This window comes from Wolbachia endosymbiont (group A) of Udea olivalis (assembly GCF_964028365.1).
In the GTDB taxonomy this organism is placed as follows: Bacteria; Pseudomonadota; Alphaproteobacteria; order Rickettsiales; family Anaplasmataceae; genus Wolbachia; species Wolbachia pipientis.
Genome location: NZ_OZ034773.1, coordinates 187733 through 210488 on the forward strand (window position 1 = coordinate 187733; position 22756 = coordinate 210488).

Annotated in this window: 16 protein-coding genes; 2 read left to right on the forward strand and 14 right to left on the reverse strand. The window is 33.9% G+C overall.

The features are described 5' to 3' along the window. Positions 1 to 94: 94 nt before the first annotated feature. The 4 genes from ABWU32_RS00895 to ABWU32_RS00910 all read right to left on the reverse strand — a co-directional run bounded on the left by ABWU32_RS00895 (position 95) and on the right by ABWU32_RS00910 (position 13711). Entirely contained in the window at positions 95 to 844 is a 750-nt protein-coding gene (locus ABWU32_RS00895; protein ID WP_226079610.1) for an NTP transferase domain-containing protein, read from the reverse strand. Positions 845 to 965: 121 nt separating this feature from the next. After that, complete coding sequence (locus tag ABWU32_RS00900; protein ID WP_353278698.1) at positions 966 to 9563, reverse strand: ankyrin repeat domain-containing protein; 8598 nt, start codon at positions 9561 to 9563, stop codon at positions 966 to 968. A 372-nt stretch (positions 9564 to 9935) separates the two neighbouring features. Beyond that, positions 9936 to 11015 (reverse strand): ankyrin repeat domain-containing protein, encoded by a 1080-nt coding sequence (locus tag ABWU32_RS00905; protein ID WP_174516910.1) that lies wholly within the window; start codon positions 11013 to 11015, stop codon positions 9936 to 9938. 95 nt (positions 11016 to 11110) lie between these two features. Then, a complete protein-coding gene (locus ABWU32_RS00910) occupies positions 11111 to 13711 on the reverse strand; it encodes an ankyrin repeat domain-containing protein (protein ID WP_353278580.1) in 2601 nt (866 codons plus the stop codon). Positions 13712 to 14229: 518 nt separating this feature from the next. Here ABWU32_RS00910 and ABWU32_RS00915 point away from each other — a divergent pair. After that, entirely contained in the window at positions 14230 to 14382 is a 153-nt protein-coding gene (locus ABWU32_RS00915; protein WP_174516912.1) for a hypothetical protein, read from the forward strand. Between the two features lie 201 nt (positions 14383 to 14583). Here the strand turns inward: ABWU32_RS00915 and ABWU32_RS00920 are convergent, their stop codons facing one another. Then, complete coding sequence (locus ABWU32_RS00920) at positions 14584 to 15504, reverse strand: patatin-like phospholipase family protein (protein WP_341824346.1); 921 nt, start codon at positions 15502 to 15504, stop codon at positions 14584 to 14586. Between the two features lie 4 nt (positions 15505 to 15508). After that, positions 15509 to 15733: a hypothetical protein gene (locus ABWU32_RS00925; RefSeq protein ID WP_065094365.1), complete on the reverse strand. Its 225-nt coding sequence runs from the start codon at positions 15731 to 15733 to the stop codon at positions 15509 to 15511. A gap of 131 nt (positions 15734 to 15864) precedes the next feature. Here ABWU32_RS00925 and ABWU32_RS00930 point away from each other — a divergent pair, with 131 nt between their 5' ends. Beyond that, positions 15865 to 16392, forward strand: coding sequence for an ankyrin repeat domain-containing protein (locus tag ABWU32_RS00930; RefSeq protein ID WP_341824329.1), 528 nt, complete (start codon positions 15865 to 15867; stop codon positions 16390 to 16392). Here ABWU32_RS00930 and ABWU32_RS00935 read toward each other — a convergent pair. The 8 genes from ABWU32_RS00935 to ABWU32_RS00970 form a co-directional block, all read right to left on the reverse strand. Then, positions 16358 to 17347, reverse strand: coding sequence for a phage late control D family protein (locus tag ABWU32_RS00935; protein WP_341824330.1), 990 nt, complete (start codon positions 17345 to 17347; stop codon positions 16358 to 16360). The genes ABWU32_RS00930 and ABWU32_RS00935 overlap by 35 nt on opposite strands. A gap of 1 nt (position 17348) precedes the next feature. Next, complete coding sequence (locus ABWU32_RS00940) at positions 17349 to 17555, reverse strand: tail protein X (protein ID WP_264685331.1); 207 nt, start codon at positions 17553 to 17555, stop codon at positions 17349 to 17351. Then, a complete protein-coding gene (locus tag ABWU32_RS00945) occupies positions 17533 to 17949 on the reverse strand; it encodes a phage tail protein (RefSeq protein WP_341824331.1) in 417 nt (138 codons plus the stop codon). Before ABWU32_RS00945 ends, ABWU32_RS00940 begins: the two co-directional genes overlap by 23 nt. A gap of 3 nt (positions 17950 to 17952) precedes the next feature. Further along, positions 17953 to 20133, reverse strand: coding sequence for a phage tail tape measure protein (locus tag ABWU32_RS00950; RefSeq protein ID WP_341824332.1), 2181 nt, complete (start codon positions 20131 to 20133; stop codon positions 17953 to 17955). 112 nt (positions 20134 to 20245) lie between these two features. After that, the gene (locus tag ABWU32_RS00955) at positions 20246 to 20497 is read right to left on the reverse strand and encodes a phage tail assembly protein (RefSeq protein WP_182319222.1); all 252 of its coding nucleotides are present in this window, start codon (positions 20495 to 20497) and stop codon (positions 20246 to 20248) included. 16 nt (positions 20498 to 20513) lie between these two features. Then, complete coding sequence (locus ABWU32_RS00960) at positions 20514 to 21014, reverse strand: phage major tail tube protein (RefSeq protein ID WP_341823911.1); 501 nt, start codon at positions 21012 to 21014, stop codon at positions 20514 to 20516. Between the two features lie 14 nt (positions 21015 to 21028). Further along, a complete protein-coding gene (locus ABWU32_RS00965) occupies positions 21029 to 22186 on the reverse strand; it encodes a phage tail sheath subtilisin-like domain-containing protein (RefSeq protein WP_341823912.1) in 1158 nt (385 codons plus the stop codon). Positions 22187 to 22197: 11 nt separating this feature from the next. Continuing rightward, positions 22198 to 22755, reverse strand: coding sequence for a hypothetical protein (locus tag ABWU32_RS00970; protein ID WP_015588506.1), 558 nt, complete (start codon positions 22753 to 22755; stop codon positions 22198 to 22200). Position 22756: the final 1 nt, after the last annotated feature.

Here is a 22756-nt window from a genome sequence, read left to right on the forward strand (position 1 = left end):
GTCGTACCAATTATCTTACAAGTAAGAATTAAAAGGTATTATAAAACAAGTATAAAATAAATGTCAACTTAAATTAATGAATAAAAAAATGTAGTTATGAAAGAAAAGTTGGCTGCCTTTTTTTTTGAAAATAGTGTTCGGCTTTAATCAAATCCTCTTTATTATTTACTCCCATTGCTTCTCTTTCATCAGAAACTACATAACCTACACTCAAGTTATTGTTTGCTGCAATGGGTACTATATCATTAAGACAATATTCATTGGTCGAATTATTAAATTTTATTTCTTTTACTAAGGTAAAGAGATCTTTAGCATATGAAGCTATTATTCCAGAGTTTGCAAGAAGCATTTTATCTCCATTTTTTAGGATTTTTTGAACATTGCCGTAATTATCAATTACTAATCTTCCATATTGTTCATCTTGACTATTGAATCCAAGAAGAACTAAATTATTATACTTTAAACAATCAGTCATTTTCATAACTGTATCGCTAGATATAAAAGGAGTGTCTCCATACTGTATTAAAACTATGTCTTGATCAGATAACTCCTCCAGATTTTCTAGAGCAATTTTAACTGCAGTGCCAGTGCCTGTAATATCTTCTTGAATTATTAGTTTTATATTGTATTGATCGATTATACTTTTTAGAGTATCAAAGTTTTCTAAATCTTTTAGAAGGGAGTTGTTAACAACAATTGATAAGCTTTTTAGACTCAGCGATTTTGCATTAGAAATTATATGTTCTAAAAGAGTAAGATTTCCCACTTGGTGCAACGCTTTTGAATATTCAGAATTCATTCTACTGCTCTTTCCTGCTGCTAATATTATCAAAATGTTACTCATACATAACTCAGGAATTGATTAGGTAGTAAGTTAATTTATAATTAGTAAGATGTAAAGTCCACTGTAATTTTTATATATTTTCTAGATCTTGGCACCCTCATTAGAGTTTCATTTAAGAGAGCTATAACTTTAAACTCTTTACTCGATTTTCTACGCTGACATCTTGTAAACTCTGATCTGGACTTTTTAATATTTCTAATAATCTACTTGCAAGGTTTGAGTGTTTATTGATTACTGCAACCTGGATTAATGACTTGTCTTGATCATTACGAGCATTTGTTACAGCTACGCGCTCATCAGGTTTTATTGCTTTCAGCTTACTGATAATTTCAACATTACCATTTTTTGCATTCTCAAACAGCTCTTCTACTAATTTCAATAGGTTAGTAATATTTTGGTCTCGAGAAAGATCAAGTGGTGCTTTACCTTCTTTATTCTTGATGTTATAAATTGCACCATGTTTTAATAAAGATTTTACAACTTCCAAGGAGCCACCTTTAGCTGCAACATGAAGTGATGTAGTACCACTAGAAGTAGTTTTAGCATTAATAAAATCACTCAATTTATTGTGGCTTACACGTTGTAACAAAGCTTCAATAATTTCTTTATGACCTTTGGAAGCAGCAGTGTGTAATGGTGTATTACCCTTGTTAGTAACTTGAGTAGCATCAGCTCCATTTGCTAGCAAGATATTTACAACTTTTATGTGCCCATTATTAACAGCATAATGTAATGGCGTTCTTCCATCGGTATCTTTGAAGTTAACAATTACCCCTCTTTTGATGCAATTCTCAACCGCTAAAGGATTGTCATTTTCTATGGCCTCAAGTAACTTTTCAGAAAAAGCAGACTGTAACCTCTGATTGATTGACTCTAAAAACCTTTTTACAGGAATGTCAATATTAAGTTCAACCATTTCTATGAACGATCTTACATCTTTCTTTAACTCACTATGCAATAACTTATAATATTTTGTACCTTGCCCTTTGGAAACGAAGCATTCAGCCTTCCCACCGTAAGCTTCATCTGTATACCCTGACGTTATGTGTTTTGGATCAAATTCTAGTGCTACTAGCATATCATTTACTGACTGTATGCTTTTATTATTTATCGAACCAGGTACACAATCTTTGTATACCTCAACTAAGCGATATGCATTTCCTAGGTAATAAGAACCTTCCTTAAGAGTTTTCCAAGGAGAAGTATTCTTTTCTGAACTATATGGTTGCGACATGCTACGCAACATAGGAAGGTAAAGCTCAGAAAAACGGATATGCACCTCTGTAGCACTTTTAAGCTTCTCAAGTTGATCCAACTCACATTCAGGGCTAAACTGTGATTGAACTTGATCTGGCTCCTTCAGCATTTTTAACAATTTAGTTGCAATATTCTTATGTTTATTGGCTATAGCAACTTGCAATAATGTATTCCCTTGATTATTACGAGCATTTGTTATAGCTAAGAACTCATCAGGTTTTACTGCTCTTAGCTTGCTGATAGATTCAACATTACCATTTTTTATATCTCTAAACAATTCTTCGATCAATTTCAGTAAGTTAGTAACTCTTTGGTCCTTAGAAAGATCAATAGGTATTTTACCTTCTTTGTTCTCAATTTTATAAATTGCACCATGTTTTAATAAAGATTTTACAACTTCCAAGGAGCCACCTTTAGCTGCAACATGAAGTGATGTAGTACCACTAGAAGTAGTTTTAGCATTAACAAAGTCATTTAATTTATCACGACTGATATGTTGTAACAGAACCTCAACAATTTCTTTGTAACATTTGGAAGTAGCAGTGTGTAATGGTGTATTACCTTTATTAGTAACTTGACTAACATTAGCTCCATTTGTTAGTAAGATGTTTACAATATCTATGTGTCCATTGCTAACAGCGTAATGCAACGGTGTTCTTCCATCAATATCTTTATCGTTGGCATCAGCTCCATCTTTTAACAGACGCTGAACAGTTCGTATATCACCTTTACTAGCAGCAATGTTGATATCTTTCTGCAGATGCTGGAGAACCTCTGATGCTTCGCTACCCTCAAGCTTAAATCTAAAATTAATCATCTCTATCTTTTTTAAAATATCTAAAACACTCGGATGACTTGGTCCAAAAACAGCTTTTCTTTGATCTAAACTTTCTCTGTAGACTTTAAGTGCGCTGATCCATTTCCCTTGAGCAAAAAGTACATTTGCTATGTTGTATTGAGTATTCAAGGTTTCTGGGTGATTTTGTTGTAAAGCTTTTTTCTGGATATTTAAAACCTCTTGAAAAGCTTTCAAGGCTTCATGATATTTATTTTGATTGAAGAGTACCCCAGCAATGTTATGTAACGTTCTCAAGGTATCAGCATGATTAATACCTAAAATTATTTTCTTCTTTTCAAAAACCTCTTTATAGATTTTTAAGGACTCTTCGTATTTACCTTGGTTAGCTAGTACCATTGCTATATTATTTTTGGCACTCACAGTGGCTAGATCATGTGTACCTAGTGTTTCTTTCCTCTTTTCAAAAACTGCCCTATTGATATTTAACGCTTCTTCATATTTTCCCTGTTTATCTAATACTAATGCCATGTGAAACTGAGTATTTAAGGTATCTGAATGATTTGACCCTAGTATTTCCTTTTGTCTCTGATAGACTTCTTGATAAATATTAAAAGCTTCTTCATCTTTCCCCTGTCTATGCAGCACTAAAGCGATTGTACTTCTTGTACTTAAAGTATCCTTATCGTTTAAACCCAGCATTTCTTTTTGTTTCTGAAAAATCTCTTTAAGCATATTTAAAGCTTCTTGGTAAATTCCTTGCTTATATAGCACTTTGGCTATATATGTCTGAATATCTAAAGTACCAGGATTGTCTGGTCCTAGTATTTCTTTTCTTCTTTCAAATGCGCTTCTGAAAATACTTAAGGCTTTTTGGTAATTGCCTTGATTCAAGAGCACTAAAGCTGTATCAATCTGAGCGGATACGTCACTTTGCGATATCTGCTTCAACTGCTCGACTTTTGAAAAGTTACTATGTACTGCAGCAACTACTAACGTTTTGTTCTCTCTATTACGAGCACTCATCACTGCTTTTACTGTATCAATATCCTTTATCTTATTTAGGTCATTAATAACTTGAGCATTACCATCTTTAACCTTTTTAAATGATTCACTGACTAGTTTAAATAAGCTAGTTATACTTTTATCCACAGTAAAATCTGATGGTGTTTTCCCACTGTCAGAGACAGCATTGTATACTGCACCATTAGATAATAGGGCCTTTACAACTTTTAAGTGAGAGAACTTAGCAGCATAATGCAGAGGAGTAAACCCCTTGTTACCAACCACATTAGGATTAGCTTTATTTTGTAATAGAATATTGACAACTCCATCATAGCCCTTCCATGCAGCATAATATAATGGTGTTACACTATCAGCATTTTTGGCATTAACAAACGCTCCTGCTTTAATGTAATTCTCAATCTCTGAAGAGCTATTACGTTTTACAGCCTCAAATAATTTCTCAGTTGATGCTAATAGATTGATAACGTCTTTATCGTTAGTCATTTCTAATGGTCTTCTACAAAGCTTGTCAACAGCGTTATAAACTGCACCATTTTTTAATAAAACTTCAATAACGTCTTTATAACCAAAATTAGCAGCAATATGCATAGGGGTTAAGCCATTAGTATCTTTAGCATTAACGTCAGCACCTTGTGCTATCAAATACTTTACAACTTCTAACCGACCTTTCATTGCAGCATAGTGTAGTAATGTCTGGTTAGCTGTACCAAGCTCATTAATACTCAACCCCTTGCTAAGGAAAAACTCTACGGTATCTTTATAACCTTCTCTAGCTGCAATGTGTATAGGCTTTGATCCAGAGGCATTTTTAGCATTAATATTAGACCCTTCATCTACTAGACATTTTACCATTTCCAAGTTACTTTCCTGTGAAGCAATGTGCAGTATAGTCCAATCATCATTGCCTTTAGCATTCATATCTACTTTTTTATACTGCAGTAACATTTTTACCACTTGCAAATGACCATGTGCAACTGCTAATTCTAAAGGTGTTCTGCTCTTATTGTCCTTAACATTAACTTTTGCTCCATTACTTAATAGGACTTCAATAACATTAACATGGCCGTGTCCTGCAGCTATATGTAGTGGAGCACCTTCAACATTTACAAAGTTAACGTTAGCCTTGTTTGCTATCAAAATTTCAGCAACTTCTTCATGGCCTTCTTGTGCCGCAAGATATAATGGTGTTGTACTATTAATAGTCATAGCATCAACATTGGCTCCCCTTGCTATCAGAGCATTTACTATTTCCTTGTGGCCTCTTTTAGCAGCCAAATGTAATAGTGTAGCATCTTCAGGACCTTTCATATTAGTACGGGCCTTGTTTTTTAGCAAAATCTCTACAATATCCCTATAACCAGCGAGCACTGCTAATGATAAAGGTTCATCACCTTCTGCATTAACACTAGCTCCATTTTCTACAAGAACTTCAACGATTTCCTTATGATTATGCTTAATAGCAGAAAGCAATGGTGTTAGGTTGTTACTCTTAACATTAACATTGGCTCTATTTGCTACCAAAATTCCAACGATTTCTTTATAACCTTCCTCCACAGCTACATGTAATGGTGTACTACCTGCAATACCTTCCATATTAACTTTGGCTTCATTTTTTATTAAAAGGTTCACAATATCTTTGTGACCCCCTACAATAGCTGCATGTAAAGGTGTAAGACCATAATTAGCACTAGTATTGACTTCAGCTTTACTTTTGATTAGAAAAGCAATAGCGTCTTTATGTCCACTTAGAGCAGCTACATGCAATGGCGTCATGCCATCATTAGTTCTAGCATCAACTTCAGCTTTATTTTTTATTAGAAGATCAATAATATCTTTGCTACCATTCATCGCAGCTGCATGTAATGGTGTACTACCCTTAATGTCTTGAGCTCTAACTTCAGCTTTATTTCTTATTAGGAGTTCAATAATATCTTTGTGACCTTTCAGAGCAGCTACATGTAATGGTGTTAGATTATTATTGGCTTTATCATTGATTTCTACTCCATTTTTTATTAAAAGCTCAGCAACTGCCTTATGACCACTCTCTGCTGCATAGTGTAATGGCGTAGCATTATTTTTATCTTTAGCGCGAATGTTAACCCCATGCTCGAGAAGAGCAACAACTATCTTCAAGTGGCCACTCTGCACTGCAAAATGTAGTGGGGTTATACCTTCCACAGTGGCAATACTAGCATTTGCCTTATTTGTCAGTAAAGCCTTAACAATTTTCTCATGTCCATCTTTTGCTGCGTAGTGCAAAGGTGTGTTATTATAGGTTTTGTCAACAACATTAACATTAGCTCCATGCTTCAATAAAATATTAGCTATCTTTTCATGACCGTTTTCTATTGCATAGTGTAATGGTGTACAACCATCTATAACTCTGGAGTTAACATCGGCTCCTTTGAGAATTAAAGCATTCACTACTTCTAGGTGGCCATTTAGTGCTGCTGTATGTAATGGTATTCCCTCCTTATCGTTTCTTGCATTAACATTTGCCTCATTTTTCAGTAAAAAATTAACTAGCCCTAGATAACCACTTTCTGCAGCTATATGTAGTGAAGTAAAGCCACCCATAGTTTCGTTGATGTCAACATTCGCTTCTTTTTCCAGCATAATCTTAGCAACATCAATATGATTGTTTTTTATTGCATAGTGTAAAGGTGAAAAACCAGCTATATCTTTGGTATTAGTATTAGCATTATTTTTTAGTAGAATTTCAACAGCATCTTTGTGACCATTTTTAGCTGCAATATGTAGTGATGTTTTGCCACTATTATCTAGATCATCAACATATACACCTGTTTTTCCTATAAAAAATTCCACAATATTTTTCCTTCCATATGCAGCAGCAATATGTAGTGGGCTTTGACCATTAATATCTTTAACATTAACGTCTAAATTTTGATTAAGAACAAATTTTATAATTTCAAGACTAGGTCCCTTAGCAGCAAAATGTAATGTAGTCCATGAGTTAATACTTCTAGCATTGATGTCTGCTCCTTTTTTGAGATAACTCTTTAAGTCTTCAAGATTTCCTTCTTCCAACGCAGCAAACATTTTTTCCTGATTAGTAATAGTGATAAGGTTTTGATCGTATTTATCTTTCAGCTTGGAAGGATCATCTCTTACCGACTTGCCAATTTTCTTCTTACTTTTTATTACATTTTCTGAAATAAGTTTTTTAGCGTTCAAGATAACTGCTATTGAGGGATCAGATAACAATACATCAACTAAGGTATTATCGTGTGCTAAATGATTACGCAAACATTTTCCAGTTAATAAAGGAGTGTTATCATCTAAAAAAAGTAGATTGTTTTCTAGATGCTTCTCTGATCTACCTAAAATTGACATTATATCCAGAACAAGCATTTCTACTACTGCTTGCAACTTTTTATTCCTCTTGTAGGAAGGAAGCTTTTCAGTTAACTTGCCACTTAATGCGTTATTCCTCAAAATACTTTTCAGTTCAGATAACTTCAGTTCAAGCTGGTTATTGTATTTTTCTTCTGTTATGTTGTAAGCCTTCCTTTGTTTATGTATAGGAATAAACGAACCTTTCTCATTCAACTTGTTTCTTAATTCCTCAATCCATTTAAGGTCACCTGTTCCAAATTCAGCAATGTAAAAAATCTCACAAGTTAATCTATTTACTTTATCAAGGTTGTCATCCTGTATTCTTGACCTAACACTATGAGAAATTTTCATTGATAGTTCGGCTATTTCTTTAAGATTGTGAGACTCTATTTGGGAAGGAATATTCTCTAGTGTTTTATTAGCAAAGAATTTTATTCCTCTAATAACATTATGGTCAATCTTATTGTCATTCAAACCAACATCTAAGCTCTTTAATGATATAAACGCCGTAACATAATCAGTTCTGATATTTTTTGATTTAGTTTTTGCAAAATTGATTATGTTATCAATTTTATTAAACAGCTCCTTTTCATAATTCGTCTTTTCAGTTATATTATTGCTTAATTCTTTTATGAGTTTTTCAAGCTTATCATGTTCCATCACTTTAAAACTCTCTGTAATCATTTCATCTAATTCAACGTTACTAAATATTCCAGCAACTTCTTTTATCTCGTCTAAGTTTTCACTACTGGTAATTTTCTTTAGCAATATTATGACTATTTTAATCTTGTTATTGTAAAGAATATCCGTAATTACATTATCGATTCTTTTAGTATCATTTTGAACACCAATAAAAAAGTTAACATCTGTATTTTCCTCAATCTCTGTTCTTTTAGAGAGCGAGTAAGCATGTGATAGTGAGTTACGTAAATCTATAATGACTTCTCTTGTGTTCTTTGGTAATGATAGTAGAAGAAGCTCGCTTGTAGTGCTAGATAACTTGGGAGATTCTAGAGTGTTTTTTAAATATTCACCAATAACCTGTAAAACCCTTGTAATAATTAACTGTCCTTCCCTTTCTTTAGGATTAGCTGATAATGCCAACTTTATATAATCACTTATTTTCTCTAAAGAATGAATATCCCTAATTTGTTGATAATCGCTATACAACTCTCCAAATTGAGGATAATTGCTAACGATCTCTGCAACAACCCTCTCACGTTTTAACTTCGGGAGATCAGCAAATTTACCAATGTCCACACCTTCTATAATATCTTTTTCTTCTTTAAGTTTCTTTGCAAAATTTTCCAAGTGGTCTAGTATTTTACTTTTATTCAATGTGGCATTATAGAATAGATTCATTTCCTGTCGTTTTATGTGAGAAGAAACAAAACTGATCAAACAAAATTCCATTTCTTCCCAAGGTAGTCTATCGTAGGTTGATTTCAACTGCCGCTTTAATATATGAATATTTTGTGCAATAAATTTTGCTATGAATAAAAACTTTTCATCTACTTTTTCTGTGTTTGAATACTCTGCCTTTAACAGGCTAATATTTTGAAGTACTAACTCAATCCGCTCTCTTATGTTATTAAGATAACTCTTCACATTCTGATCTTGTCCAGAAGCACTAGAGAAAAAACGGAGGTTTATCAACTTATTTTCAACAAAAATTTCTATCTCTTCTGACAAGAATACGTTCTTTAGTTTTAATTCCTCATAAGCTCGTGAAAGAATTTCATCTAATTCCCTGAAATGAACAGCAAAATAATTACCTGGCCATTTATTAATGAGTGTATCAAGAAGTTCAACATTACCTGAACGTATAGCATAATAAAACGCATTATGGCATGTTTCATCCTCATCATCTGGTAATATAGTAGTTTCTCTGATGCCAACAGATAAATTACTGAGAATTTTACTATTATTGCCAAGTAGGTATTCTAAAATCTTTATCTTATTGTGTTTACAAGCTAAGATAACTAAGTTAGTACTCTTAACAGGATTGTTAGCATTATCATAATAGTCTCTCAAAGTTACTTGATCTTCTGCATCACTTATGTAATCAATAAAATTGCTTAATTTTTTTAAGCTGTCGACATTACCATCTGATATTGCCTCTTCGAGTTCAGTTAAAACCAGGAGATAAAGTTCTTCAGCTTTTGCTTTTCTGCGGTAGAGCTTTTTATATTCTCTAATAAACTCCTCTTTTGATGTGTAAGAACGTGATAAAAACTGTTTATCTTCTTGATAAAAACTGGTTTGTTGTTTAGGTACATGCATAAACCCTCTCTGAGATATATTTACACCAGTATTAGAATAGCAAAGTTTACTTAATATGGCAAAAATTAAAATAGCATCTTTTGTTAATAAAATATTTTTGAGAGAATATCTACTAATCCTGCAATTTCAGGACGAAAAGCCTTCACAACATTTGATTTTGGGTGTGGGAAATGTGTTGGTTGTTTAAATTTTTAGTAACACCTACTAATAATAACCCGTTTGAAAACAACAAAGAGAAATGATGATCAACTTACATAAAAAAGCACTAAATTTAGTGTTTTGGCATTATAGCAATCTCTTATGTATCACCTCTCTGGAACCATACGACTAATTGTTGTTCATAAAAAACTCTAGTACTGACAAAAAATGTATTTATTCTAATCTTGCACGTTTGGTATCATTACTTATAGAAGTTTCATAAAGTCTTGTACCAGGCTCTACGAGATTATTTAAGGAACTTAAAGATTGAAAAGTACGTTTATTGGAATCATCAAACGCTACTATAAAGTTTAACAAGTTATCATTAGATAGATATTCAGTTATATTATATGTAGAATCATGATCCAGAATAATTTTCTTTTCTTTGGCATCTTGATCTGCCACATCTAATTTAGTATAAAATTGTATCTTACTTAACTTATTTAACAAATCTGCTCTTTCTAAAAAAGGTTTTACCTTATCTAATATGATATCATTATATATAGGATAGCGTATGGAATAATCAATTTTTGCTAGTCTTACAGATAATTGATTATTATATAGTACATGTATGTTGAAGTTATTTGTAACAAATTCATATAGTGGAAGGCTATCTTTTATTTCATCTGTTTTCATTTGAAGAATTTCACAAACACAGTCATCTAGATAACTTGATAATTTACTGTAATTACTGCATCCTTTATAAGGAGATAAGTCAATAATTTTTCCGTAATCCTTATTGAAGTTCCTTACTAAAGTAAATTTAATCAACAATTTAGCGCATGCTAGATCACTTACAGCGTTATCTAAAGATGTGGAACAATTATCATAAAGCCGTCGTTCACGATTTCTTATATTAATATCAGCTCCATATTCTAATAGTTCTTTAACTACTTCCAGATTTTTACCACTTTTTTTTACAGCATGGTTCAGTGCAGTATTGCCTTTACGGTTTGTTGCATTTACATCAGCACCATGTTTCAGAAGTTCTCTAACTAATTCTAATTCCTTCCCCAGTGTTATAGCAGAATGTAGTGGAGTTTCACTATACATGTTTCTTGAATTGACTTCGGCACCACCTAACAAAAGCTCTTTAGTAATTTCTACACTACTAGTAGTATGAAGTAACGTATCTCTATTCCTTTCTACTCTAAGGTTAGCATTAGCACCTGCAGACAAAAGAGCTTTAACTTTTTCTAAGTTTCGTTCATAGACTGCTTTTTCTAATTCTTTGTTAATATTATTATTTAGCATATTTTTAAAATCCTCCTAAATTTCACTATTTTGTAACAAAATTTTTGTATATTTTCTAGATCTTGGCACCCTCATTAGAGTTTCATTTAAGAGAGCTATAACTTTAAACTCTTTACTCGATTTTCTACGCTGACATCTTGTAAACTCTGATCTGGACTTTTTAATATTTCTAATAATCTACTTGCAAGGTTTGAGTGTTTATTGATTACTGCAACCTGGACTAATGACTTGCCTTGATCATCACGAGCATTTGTTACAGCTACGCGCTCATCGGGTTTTATTGCTCTCAGCTTACTGATAATTTCAACATTACCATTTTTTGCATTTTCAAATAGCTCTTCTACTAATTTCAATAGGTTAGTAATATTCTGGTCTCGAGAAAGATCAAGTGGTGTTTTACCTTCTTTATTCTTGATGTTATAAATTGCACCATGTTTCAACAAAGATTTTACAGCTTCGAAAAAGCTATTTTCAGTAGCAACATGCAACGATGTAGTGCCTTTAACTATTGTTTTAGCATTAATAAAATCACTCAATTTATTGTTGCTTACACGTTGTAACAAAGCTTCAATAATTTCTTTATGACCTTTGGAAGCAGCAGTGTGTAATGGTGTATTACCCTTGTTAGTAACTTGAGTAGCATCAGCTCCATTTGCTAGCAAGATATTTACAACTTTTATGTGCCCATTATTAACAGCATAATGTAATGGCGTTCTTCCATCCACGTTCTTCGAATCAATGATTGCTCCATCTCTAATGGAACTCTCAATTCCTAAATAATTATTATCTTCTATAGCCTTAAATAACTTCTCAACCAATTTTAGTAATTTTATTACTTCTGGGTTTCCTCTTCTTTCCGCAAAGTGTAATGGTAAAACATATCTACCTCCTTCAGCTCTAGCATTAAAGTATGCTCCGCTCATAAGTAGAGACCTAACTATATCTAAATTACCAATTTGTGCCCCTAAGTGTAAAGGCGTAGCATTTTTATCCATTTTTGCATTAACATCCGCTCCATTTATAATAAGAGTTTTAACTACCTTAGGATGACCATATTGAGCTGCAAGATGTAGGGCTGTGCCTTTATTTTGATTTTCTTTTACATTTACATCAGCACCATGTTTCAATAGAACGGTTGCTATCTGATCATAACCTTTTTCTGCTGCAAAATGTAAAGGAGTCCAATTTGTGTGATCTAAAGCATTAATATCTGCTTCCTTTTCTAAGAGCAATTCAACCACCTCTAAATGATCATGGTCTACTGCAAAGTGTAGAGGTGTAGTACTTTTAACTGTTTTAGCATTAATGTCTGCTCCTTTATCAAGCAAAGATTTAGCAACTTCTAAATTACCATCATATGCTGCACAATGTAGAGGAGTCCAACTTCTGTTATCTAGAGCATTAATATCTGCTCCATTTTCAATCAAGAAATTCATTATTTCCAAGCGATTATGTTCTGCTGCCAAATGTAGAGCTCTTCTACCATCATCCATCTTTGCATTTATATTTGCTCCTTTTGCAATTAAGCTCTCTACTATTTTTAAAGAAAAACCATTATATGCTGCATTATGTAAAGGAGTCCAATTCTGATCATCCACGGTGTTAATGTTTGCTCCATTTTTAATTAAAAAATCACTCACCTCGAAATGACTTTGCTGAATTGCTAGATGCAAAGGTGTAAAACCTTCGTTTTTTTTAGCATTAACATTGGCTTTTTTCTCTATTAGTATCTTCACTACTTCTAAGTGACCATTCTGAGATCCTATATGTAAAGCTGTGGAATTATCGTGGTCCTTAGCATTAACATCAATTCCCTTTACGAGAAGAAGAGACTTAACTACTCCAAAGTGATTACGTTCTGCTGCTAAATGCAGAGGTGTAAGATTCTCATAATCCTTAGCATTAACATTAGATTTTGCTTTTAGTAAAATGTCTACTAACTCTAAAAAGCCATTTTGAGACGCTAAATGTAGAGGTGTAATCTTATCATCTGTTTTTGCATTAACGTTTGCTCCCGCTTCAAGCAGAACTTTAACTATATCTAACCTACCAGTTTGTGTTCCCAGATGTAAGGGTGTAATGTTTGCATCAACTTTACGATTACCTATGCCTGAAGATCCAGCGTTAATATTAGACCCTTGTGAAATAAGAGCTTTAACTACTTCGAGGTTACCATTTTGTACTGCAGAATGCAAAGGTCTTGCTCGATCATTATTTACAGCATTAACATCTAATCCCTTTTCAATAAAAACATTTACTATATCTAGATGACCATTCTCTGCTGCTAGGTGTAAAGGTGTATTAAGTTTATCTGTTTTAGTACTAAGATCTGCTCCATTTGCAATCAAGGTGTTGACTATATCTAAATATCCTTGCTGGGATGCAAAACTTAAAGGTGTAAAGCCTAGAATGGTCTTATGGTTTACATCTGCTCCATGAGCAATAAGAAAGTTAACCATCTCTAAGCGATTTTTTGCAATTGCAAAATACAGTGGCGTAAAGCCATCGTATTTAATCTCTGAGTTAATATCTAAACCCTCTCCTAATAAAGTGTTGACTAAATCCAACTGACCATTTCCTGCTGCTAAATGTAGTGGTGTAAGACTAAGATGTTTCTGAGTTTCATAATTTTCATTTAAAAACTCTACAAAAAATTGTAGCTGATCCAGATTATTAGATATTCTATTAGTAAACATAAAGGCCTCGCATGAAGAATTTATGTAAAATATAGTATCTACAAGTTTTTAAGCAAGATAAATCTTCTTCTTAAAAAAGATACTGTAATCCAATCTGTGTGCTTATAACTTTTTTATTTGATCATGAGTGATCAGCTGTCTCAGCTGCAATAGAGACACCTTCCTTAAGTAGTTACATCAATTTTCTCTGTTTTTTGCCCTTTTTTTTCGCTGATGATGATGTCTTCATTCTTCTCAGTAGCCAATATTTTTTTTAAAGTATAATCGTTACGTGCACCAAAGCATTAATAATTATACACAATTGTGAAGAAATATTCAATCTTTTTATTGTTTTGAATGTGTTGATGAAAAAAACGTCTGTCAGAGATCATCTGAGAATTGCATTTTAGGCTTTAGATGTAGAAGGGTCTTATCGTCTTTTTATAAATACTCTAAAAATAGGCTTAAATCGCCAAGAGATGGATATCATGAATTTAGTAGCGTAAAAACATCAAAGATACCTCATATCATAAAGTTTAATGTCAACATTTGGTGCAACATTCCTGATTTACAAAGCAGAGTCAATAAAGGTTGCAAATAATCTACTTATGTTGGACGTTTCTGTTAATGCTATTTCTAAAATAACAGATTTATCTATTGAGGAACTTGAAAATCATGCTTCCAAAACTTAACCTGAATTAAAAGCAACATTAGTTTACTGATTTCTACACAATATATTAAAATACCAACAAAGGTGATTACATAATTAATTATCTGCATTACTGGATGAAATTCTTGTGCTTCTGTATTCAATATATAATATTAAAAAAATATTTTAGTAAATTTATTAAAGTAGATACTAGAAACTCGCTTATTTTGTTTTTCTAGCTCAGTTATAGTTTTCGATTTTGCTTGCAGAATTTGTCTATCACTTTCTGGTTATCCTCTATCATTTTACTTGCCTCTTGCTGAAGAAATTTGATATTTTTGAGTGTAATATTGTCCATCTCAGTCGATGCTACTTTCAATTGCGATTGTATTCTTATGTATTTATCATCTATTACTTGTTCTAGTTGATAATCAACGCAATCCAATCCAGAAGCAAACATCACATTCAATAGTGGCTTGATCCACCCTATTTTGCCAAATCTCCTTGAGTTAGCATACTTTATACTTCTATCTGTTCCACCAGTGCCTATTGATAGCAGTATAATCTCATCATTTCGAAATAACCTCTTAGCACTTGCATATGCACAAGCCGCTGGATTATTGGCAAACACTCCGCCATCTATCAACACTCTCTCTGTTTGGCTAATTTTCAGACGTTTTGGTGTGAAGTACGTTGGAGCAGCTGTTGTAGCTCTGAGTGCATCTTTCAACTTAATGTTTTTTTCTTTCCAACTTTTGAAGAAAAATTCACAACTATTGTGAATGTCATAACTGGTGAGCAGTAGATTACTCGCAACATCGGCCATAGTACTTTCACCAAAGTATTTGTTGAGAATAAATTCCATATTTCTATACGAGTACTGAGAACCACTCAGCCAAGAAGCAATTGATTTTCTCCAAAATGATGATTGAAAGATATAAGCTCCATACTCTTGGTAAAGTCCAACTAAATCATTGGCAGAGTATTGAGGTTTATTGCTTTTACAAAGTCCAGCAACAATAATCCCACCGGTTGAGGTTCCTGCCATTAAGTCAAAAATTTGAGAAATTGGCTTTTTTGTTCTAGATTCAATTTCTGCTAGAATAATGGCAGGAATTATTCCTCTGATTCCACCTCCATCAACAGATAAAATATACTTTGCCACTTTTTTATTTTTGTCTCTGCTCAAGTTCATTAACTTCCTCAGCAAGGTTTTTGACCCTTTCTTCAAGGCGATAGATGATTTCTGTAGTCCTTTGATTTTGCTCTATAAATTTATCATGCATATGCACTCTTAAATCGAGTTTTGCCAGCCACCAGATAAATGCTATTGTTTGTATCACCATAGTAGCAATTACTGCTACAGGGATCTTTCCTGTACTTTGGTTTTTCATCTTAAAGTTCTCTTGCACAAATAGCTGCGTATTGATATATACAAGATTCATCAAAATTACGTCCAAAAAATCTTTTCTAAAATAAAGTTAATTGATTGCACTAAACAAGCGATGCAAATAATATAAGAGACATGAAATCTAGCCTTCTTGGAAAGTTATTAATAAACTCGATAATACCAATAATATGTGCTATCTTTTTGTTTCAGCACTTTAAACCTTCAAAAAACATACCAATAAAAAGTAAAACAACTAGTGAGGATAGAATAGCATTACGCATTGCAGCTGAAAGTTGCAATTTGGATAACGTAAAATCCTTAGTAAAAAACACAGTAAATATCAATGATACCTATTATTTTGGTGCAACATCATTACACTATGCCACAAGCGGAGATTGTTTAGAAGTTGTAAAATTTCTAATTGAAGAGGGCATTGATGTAAATACTACTGACGCTTTTAGCTGGACAGCTTTGCACTATGCTGCACGAAAAGGACATCTGGGAATTGCTAAATTTCTACTGCAAAATGGAGCAAATCCTCTTGCTAAAAACAAAGATAAAAAAACTCCTTTAGATCTTGCTGTAGAGGAATTAAACAATAATAAAGAAGATATTTATGAGGAAATTATCAATTTACTTTCTCACTATCAATTATTCCCATAGCAGCTGTGATGATAGTACGATAACCCAGGTTATCAATCACATGCTCAGCCTTATTTATTATCCATTCACCATAAACTCCCTTGTGAAACCCCAAAAGGTTGATCTTTGCTTCGGCAAATAATTCAGGACTCCCTGGCATTGTGATATTTAGTGTTGCTGCACCACTCATCAGCTGATTTAATTTTGCAGATGCTGCACTTTGCGCCAAATCACTATTTGCATAAATATCTCGTAGAATATAGCTTGGTTCCTGATTACCCATTTTTTCCGTCATCGTCTCTGCTTTCTCATAATCATACCAATAGGCAATAACCGAGCCATATTGATTACGCTCATTAAATCTTACTTGCCAACTTGTAATATCTCTAGGTGTTAAAGTAATAGTGCTTAAAGTTTTTCCGGTAACTGATTTTGCTTTCCCTTTTGAAACAAAAAGTAAATATCCTCCAGCAGGTTTTGCTATTGCTCCATAAATTTGAGCAAGCCTGGTCAAAAAATGCATATCGCTCTCTGCAGCCTGATCAATATGTGATATCATGATATTTGCAAACTCTGCAGCAACTTTAGCTTTATAGCCATGGTTACCTGCAATTTTTTCCACCAAATCATTTAAAGTAATTTGATGCCACTCATTAAATACTTGTTCCTTTAAAGACTGTTTCAAATCTGCTGCATGACTTTTAATCTTTAGTGCTTGTGGTGGACCTTGTATCGTAATTTCATTTACTATGTAATCTCCCATCGGCATAATGCCAGTTTCCTTATATCCAAGCAAAATATTCAGCTTTGCTCCAGTTCTAGGAATCTCAAATAATGAATCACGGTCATCAAGATGAATTACAGCAGTATCACTTATTACTCCAGCTTCATCAGTAATATGCATTGATACTAACCGACTTTTTATCAACTCAGTGATGGAAATGCCTTCTACTGAAATACTAAAGTCTGGTGTCATTTTAATCCCATAGTTTTACTACTTGCTTTTGTATCGTTCTTTGAATGACAGGCAATTTAATAATTAATCCTGCAGGAAGAAGTTCATACTCTGCAAGTCCAGGATTAGCTCTTAACACAACCTCAACTGCTTCTGAGCTGAATCCATAGTGCTTCCAACAGATCAAATCTAACATATCATTTTCTTTAGTTTTGTAGTACATCATCATCAAGTTGTATATTGTCAACGGGATTATTTAGTGATCCATCTAACAACACGTTATCGTAGTGCTTCAAACTTAAGTGAAACTCAATCTTTCTTGGTTCACCATTTGGAAAAAAATATTTCTGCGTTTCTTCTATTTTCACGATAACAAAATGGCCTAAAATGTTACCTTGGCCATCAATGAGTAAGAAAGGGTTTGATGAATTTCGCATATTATTTATTTGCTTCAGCCCTCCTGAATAGATTACCCCTGCAAGCTCAACAATATCCTCTCCAGGACCAATACTTTGAAGCAACGGCTTTTCTCCAATACGCTCAAGTGCAGGCCAGCGATATTCACTTCTGCGTGTAAAGCCTTGCTCAATTAATGAAAATCTATATGGACCAAGAGATAACATAATTTAATTTATATCGTAAAGTGCGCCACTAAATTGCTCTCTAATTCGCTCCATTACTTCATCAGCAATGCTACGTGTATCTTGCCCAGGAGTTGAATGAATATTAATACTGAAGTGATTATTTTGAGTTTTATTCTCTATAGCTTTACTGTGTGCTGCAATGGGGTACTTAAGAGAATCACTTATAACGTTATTTACAGACTTAACTTCTAGTTTAGACTCATTTCTTTTATTCCACAGATTACTGATTGTTCTAAAGGGCTGAGTAATATTATTCCAAAATTTTCCTACCCAATCAGAAAAAGACTTCCATACAATTTTCACTGATTCCCAGATAGTAACAAAAAAGTTCTTTACTGCTTGCCATTTGGTAATTATCAAAGTTGCAGCAACAGCAATACCACCAATAATCAGCCCCATAGGGTTGCTCATCACAGCAATTGTTAATGCTTTAAATCCAGCAATAATTGCTGGAAAAACTGCAGAAGTAGAATAAAGACCTATTTTTACCAAAGTAATAACAGATCCAAACACTTTCCAAGTAGATAAAAGAGCCAATAAGGAACCTTTTACAAAAGTCCAAGCATATCCAAGAGATATGGCTGCTATTTTAATGCTAATCAACGCAGTAATCATGCTCATGATCACTGTAGTCAATACTGGATACTCCTTGGCATAAAGTGCTACTTGTGTAGTTGCTGACTTCAGAAGATTAACAGTAAAATTTAAAGGTGGTAATAATACAGAACCAAGATTCATTCCCACTTCTGCCATTGAGTTTTTAAGTAACTGAAGGTTATTTGCTGTAGTATTTGCTCTGTTTTCAAACTCCCTTTGCATTGAGCCCTTATATTCCTCGTTTATTAATCGTAAAGATTTTTTGTACTCATCAAGACTACCAATGAGTAGTGCTATATCATCTTGATATTCAAGGCCAAAGAGATCAAAGAGAACACTAGAACGCTCTTGCTTACCTAATTTTGCAACTGTTTCTAAAAACTTAACTAATGTGCCTTGTGCATTCTTGCCAATTGCTTTTTCAAATTCCTTAGCATTTATTTTTAGCTGCTGAAAAGCTTTTTGAAAATTGCCACCTTGCTTACTTGCTGTTTGCAACTTACTGAGCATTGCATTAATTGCTGTACCTGCTTTTTCAGGAGTTTTACCTAGGCTAATGAAGCTACTTGCTAAAGCTCCTGCTTCTACTGCAGTTAAACCAAATTGCCTTGCTGTACCACCGATTCTGTTTAGCGCAGGAATAATGTCTTTAGCTTTTGCTGCAGTGTTATCAGAAATATGATTTATTGCATCACCAATATTTGCCATTTCACCAATTTCAATTTGATAAATATTAGAAAGTTTAGCAATAGCATCTCCTGCCTCTTCTGCTGACATATCAAATGCAGTTGCCATTTTGGCCACAGTGTCTGTAAAAGTCGTAAGATCTTTAGCTTTAATACCAAGTTGACCACCACTTGCAGTAATTTGCGCAAGTTCTGCTGCAGATAGCGGAATTGTACGCGACATTTCCTTTAATGTTTCACCAAGTTTTGTTAAGCCATTTACATCTGTATCTTCAAACTTTACAACTTTCTTTACATCAGCCATGGCACTCTCAAAACTAATTGCAGCCTTAAGTGGTGCAGCAAGTGTGAGGCCAAGTGCTACAGCATCCATCATTTGAGCTCTAAAATTTGCTCTTTGCGCTAAAACTCCTTTACGTTTTTGCATTACGGAATTTAAAGCCGTATAGTTATTTTTAAGCTTTTCAATAGAAGAGCCAAGTTTAGCTTGGTCTCCAATAAGAGATTTTATATCTCTACCACTTTTACTGAACTCCGTGCGTAAATGGTGGAGAGCACTTCTTTTTTGTAAATAAGCTGTTTTAGCTTTCAGTGCTGCAGCTTTAGATTTTGTAAATTCATTTTGCAGGCTCTTACTTGGTGCTTCTGCATTTTTTATCTGTTTAGCCAGAGATTTTGTTTTTATTTCTAGCTCATTCCAAGAACGCCTAGCAAGCAGAGCATCGTGGCTGAGCTCTTTAAACTTGGATATTGATTTACTTGATGATTCAAGTTGTTTTATCGTACTACCAATACGAGAAAGCTGCTTCGTACTACCTGCTATCGTACTATTAAAACTGCTTTGCAGTGTTGCTCCAATTACTATAGAAATTGCTTTCATTTGTATAATTTTCCGCTACTTTCAAACCAAGTAATAAATTCTTCAATATCCATATCAAGCCACTGATTGATTCCACCACCAACCATTGAGCTAAGCGATAATACGCTCAGCCTCAAGTCTTCTGCTGAGACAAAAAACCTTGTAATGCTCCTTGAATCTTACTGTAGTCTGCAAGATCAAGCTCTTCTACTGCTTCTCTTGAAATACTTGCAAGATTTGCAATCAGTGCTACTTCCTTCTCTGCATCGTTATTACTCATACGTTCAACAGCTAAACGATCTCGCACTTTTGGACGGCGTAGAGTTAACTCTGAAACTAAAATCCCATCGATTTTTATTGGTTCAGTTAATTTAATTTTTTGCATTACTTTACCTTCTTACTCAAATTCCTAAGGCTGTGCGCATAGAAGCCATTTGATCAACACCATCGATCTTGCGAATCATGTTTTCTGCATCAATTTCAATCAATTCTCTGCCATCAATGGTAAGCTTATAATAGTTGGCAGCAATTATACATTTTAGTGTTGCTTTTTCAGCAGCCTTCCAGTTACCAAAATCAAGTTCCTTAAAGAGCCCTCTTAAGTTAATTACTACTGATTCGGCATCACTACTTCCCTGTAAACCTCCTCTTAAAGTAAGAGAAACAGCATTATTGTTTATCAATCCGAAAAGTCTAAAGAGCTCAGAGTCATATTCAGAAAAAGTGAAATCTGCTTCAAGCTTTTCCATGCCCATATCAATATTTATTGGAATATCCATACCACCAGCTCTGTATTCTTCTGTTTTTATGGTAAGTTTTGGCAAGGTTACTTCATCTATTTTTCCTGCATAACCACGACCATCAACAAATACGTTAAAATTCTTTAGGATCTTTGGTAACATCTCTCTTTCTCCTTTTACAATATTGCGCCACTCACAAGGTGTGACCTGAAAGTAATCTGTTCAGCTGGATATGGTGGCGTGAACTCAAAATCAAAAGACACTTTTCCGCTTGCAATATTTGTTGGTGTATTGAGCTCTGGAGTTGCATAACACTTTCCGCTAATAATCGCCCCTTGCGCTTTTAAATTTGCCAGATAGGAATTTACCCCCTCAATCACATCATCTATATAAGTTTTGGTAATATTGCGATCAACTGCCCATAAATGAGCTCGAAGTAGACTATTGTTGATTAAATCTGCAGTCCTTCTCACTGACAGAAAAGTCCATTTTGAGTCATTTGAACATGTTCTATTTCCCCAAAGCCTATAGCCATTTTGATGAATTATCGTTGTTACTTCATTTTCATTTAAGTGGTTTGCTCTACAATTTGTATTACCGAGCGTAAAATCAATAGGCCTGCTTGTGCCAACAATACCATTTATCTCTTTATTTGAAGGCGAGTGCCAGAATCCTTGTTCGCTATCTACTTTCGCTATTAAACCAGCTACAAATGGGCTAGACGGCAAAATTTCTTCTTTTCCTTCAATAAACACCTTAACCCATGGGTCAACAACGTAAACTCTTGAGCTACCTACACTTTTTCTCCATTTTATGGCTTCTTCATCATTGGTATTTGGTCCATCTGCAACTATTATTGCCCTTAGCTTTTCTGCTACTCCTATCAAAGCTGCTACTACTGGGTTTTTAGGATTTTCAGATTCAGGCAATTGATGAGTAAACTGAGGTGCAATTAGTATTCTTGGGGCAACATGTATTATGCTTTCACTGCTGAGGAATGCTTGAATTCCCTGATATTTTCCAGTCTCTTCATCAACTCCACCAATTATATTTTGAATAGCTTCACTTTCTTCAATTCGAATAACTACTACTGTTGCACCAATTTGGGAAAATATTCCGTTTATTGCAGAAGGTAGTGTTCCACTTTTCCCAAGCTTTGCTGCTTCCTTTAAGCTTCCTGCTATTAATACTGGACTATTGAGTGGAAATTTTTGCTCATCAGCTTCAGGGGCAGTACCAATTACACCTATCACTGATGATTTAGCTGTACGTACTGATCTTGCTCCTGAGGTTACCTCAATAACCTTTACTCCGTGTAAAAATTCTTCTGGCATTTCTTCCCTTTTTAACTTTCTTGCATTTTTTTCCTGAAATCATCGAGCAAAGTCTGTAGCTCTTCTTCACTTTTGACTTCTTTAATTTTCTTCTTGGCGATGTCTTCCAATTCTTCACATTTCATTATTTCTTTTACTGCTTTTTTTGCCTTCTCTTGAATTATTTTTGCCATCTCTACTACTGAAATTCCTCTCACTCTTGCTAAAGGCTCTATAATTGCTGCATCTTTTTTATTTATAGATTCTGGTGCTGCTAGAATGTTTTTTGCGGCTTCTGCTTGAATCTCATAAGATTTAGCTTTTTGGTGAGAATTCCCTGCATATTGGTTAATATAGCTATCATAATAAAAACGCATACTATCAAATGCACAAAGCTTCGCATTATCCAGCAACTCCTTTTGTATATCTTCTCTAGTACACTGAGCAATTTCTCCTCCTTCTGTTAAACAATAACTTTTTTGCCAGTCGAAATTCTTTGGTGCTTCATACCAATCATTCCCAGTTGGCTTATTTTCAAGTACTGTTACTTCTATCTGTTTGTTATTTTCAAATCTAATATAAATTGGCATT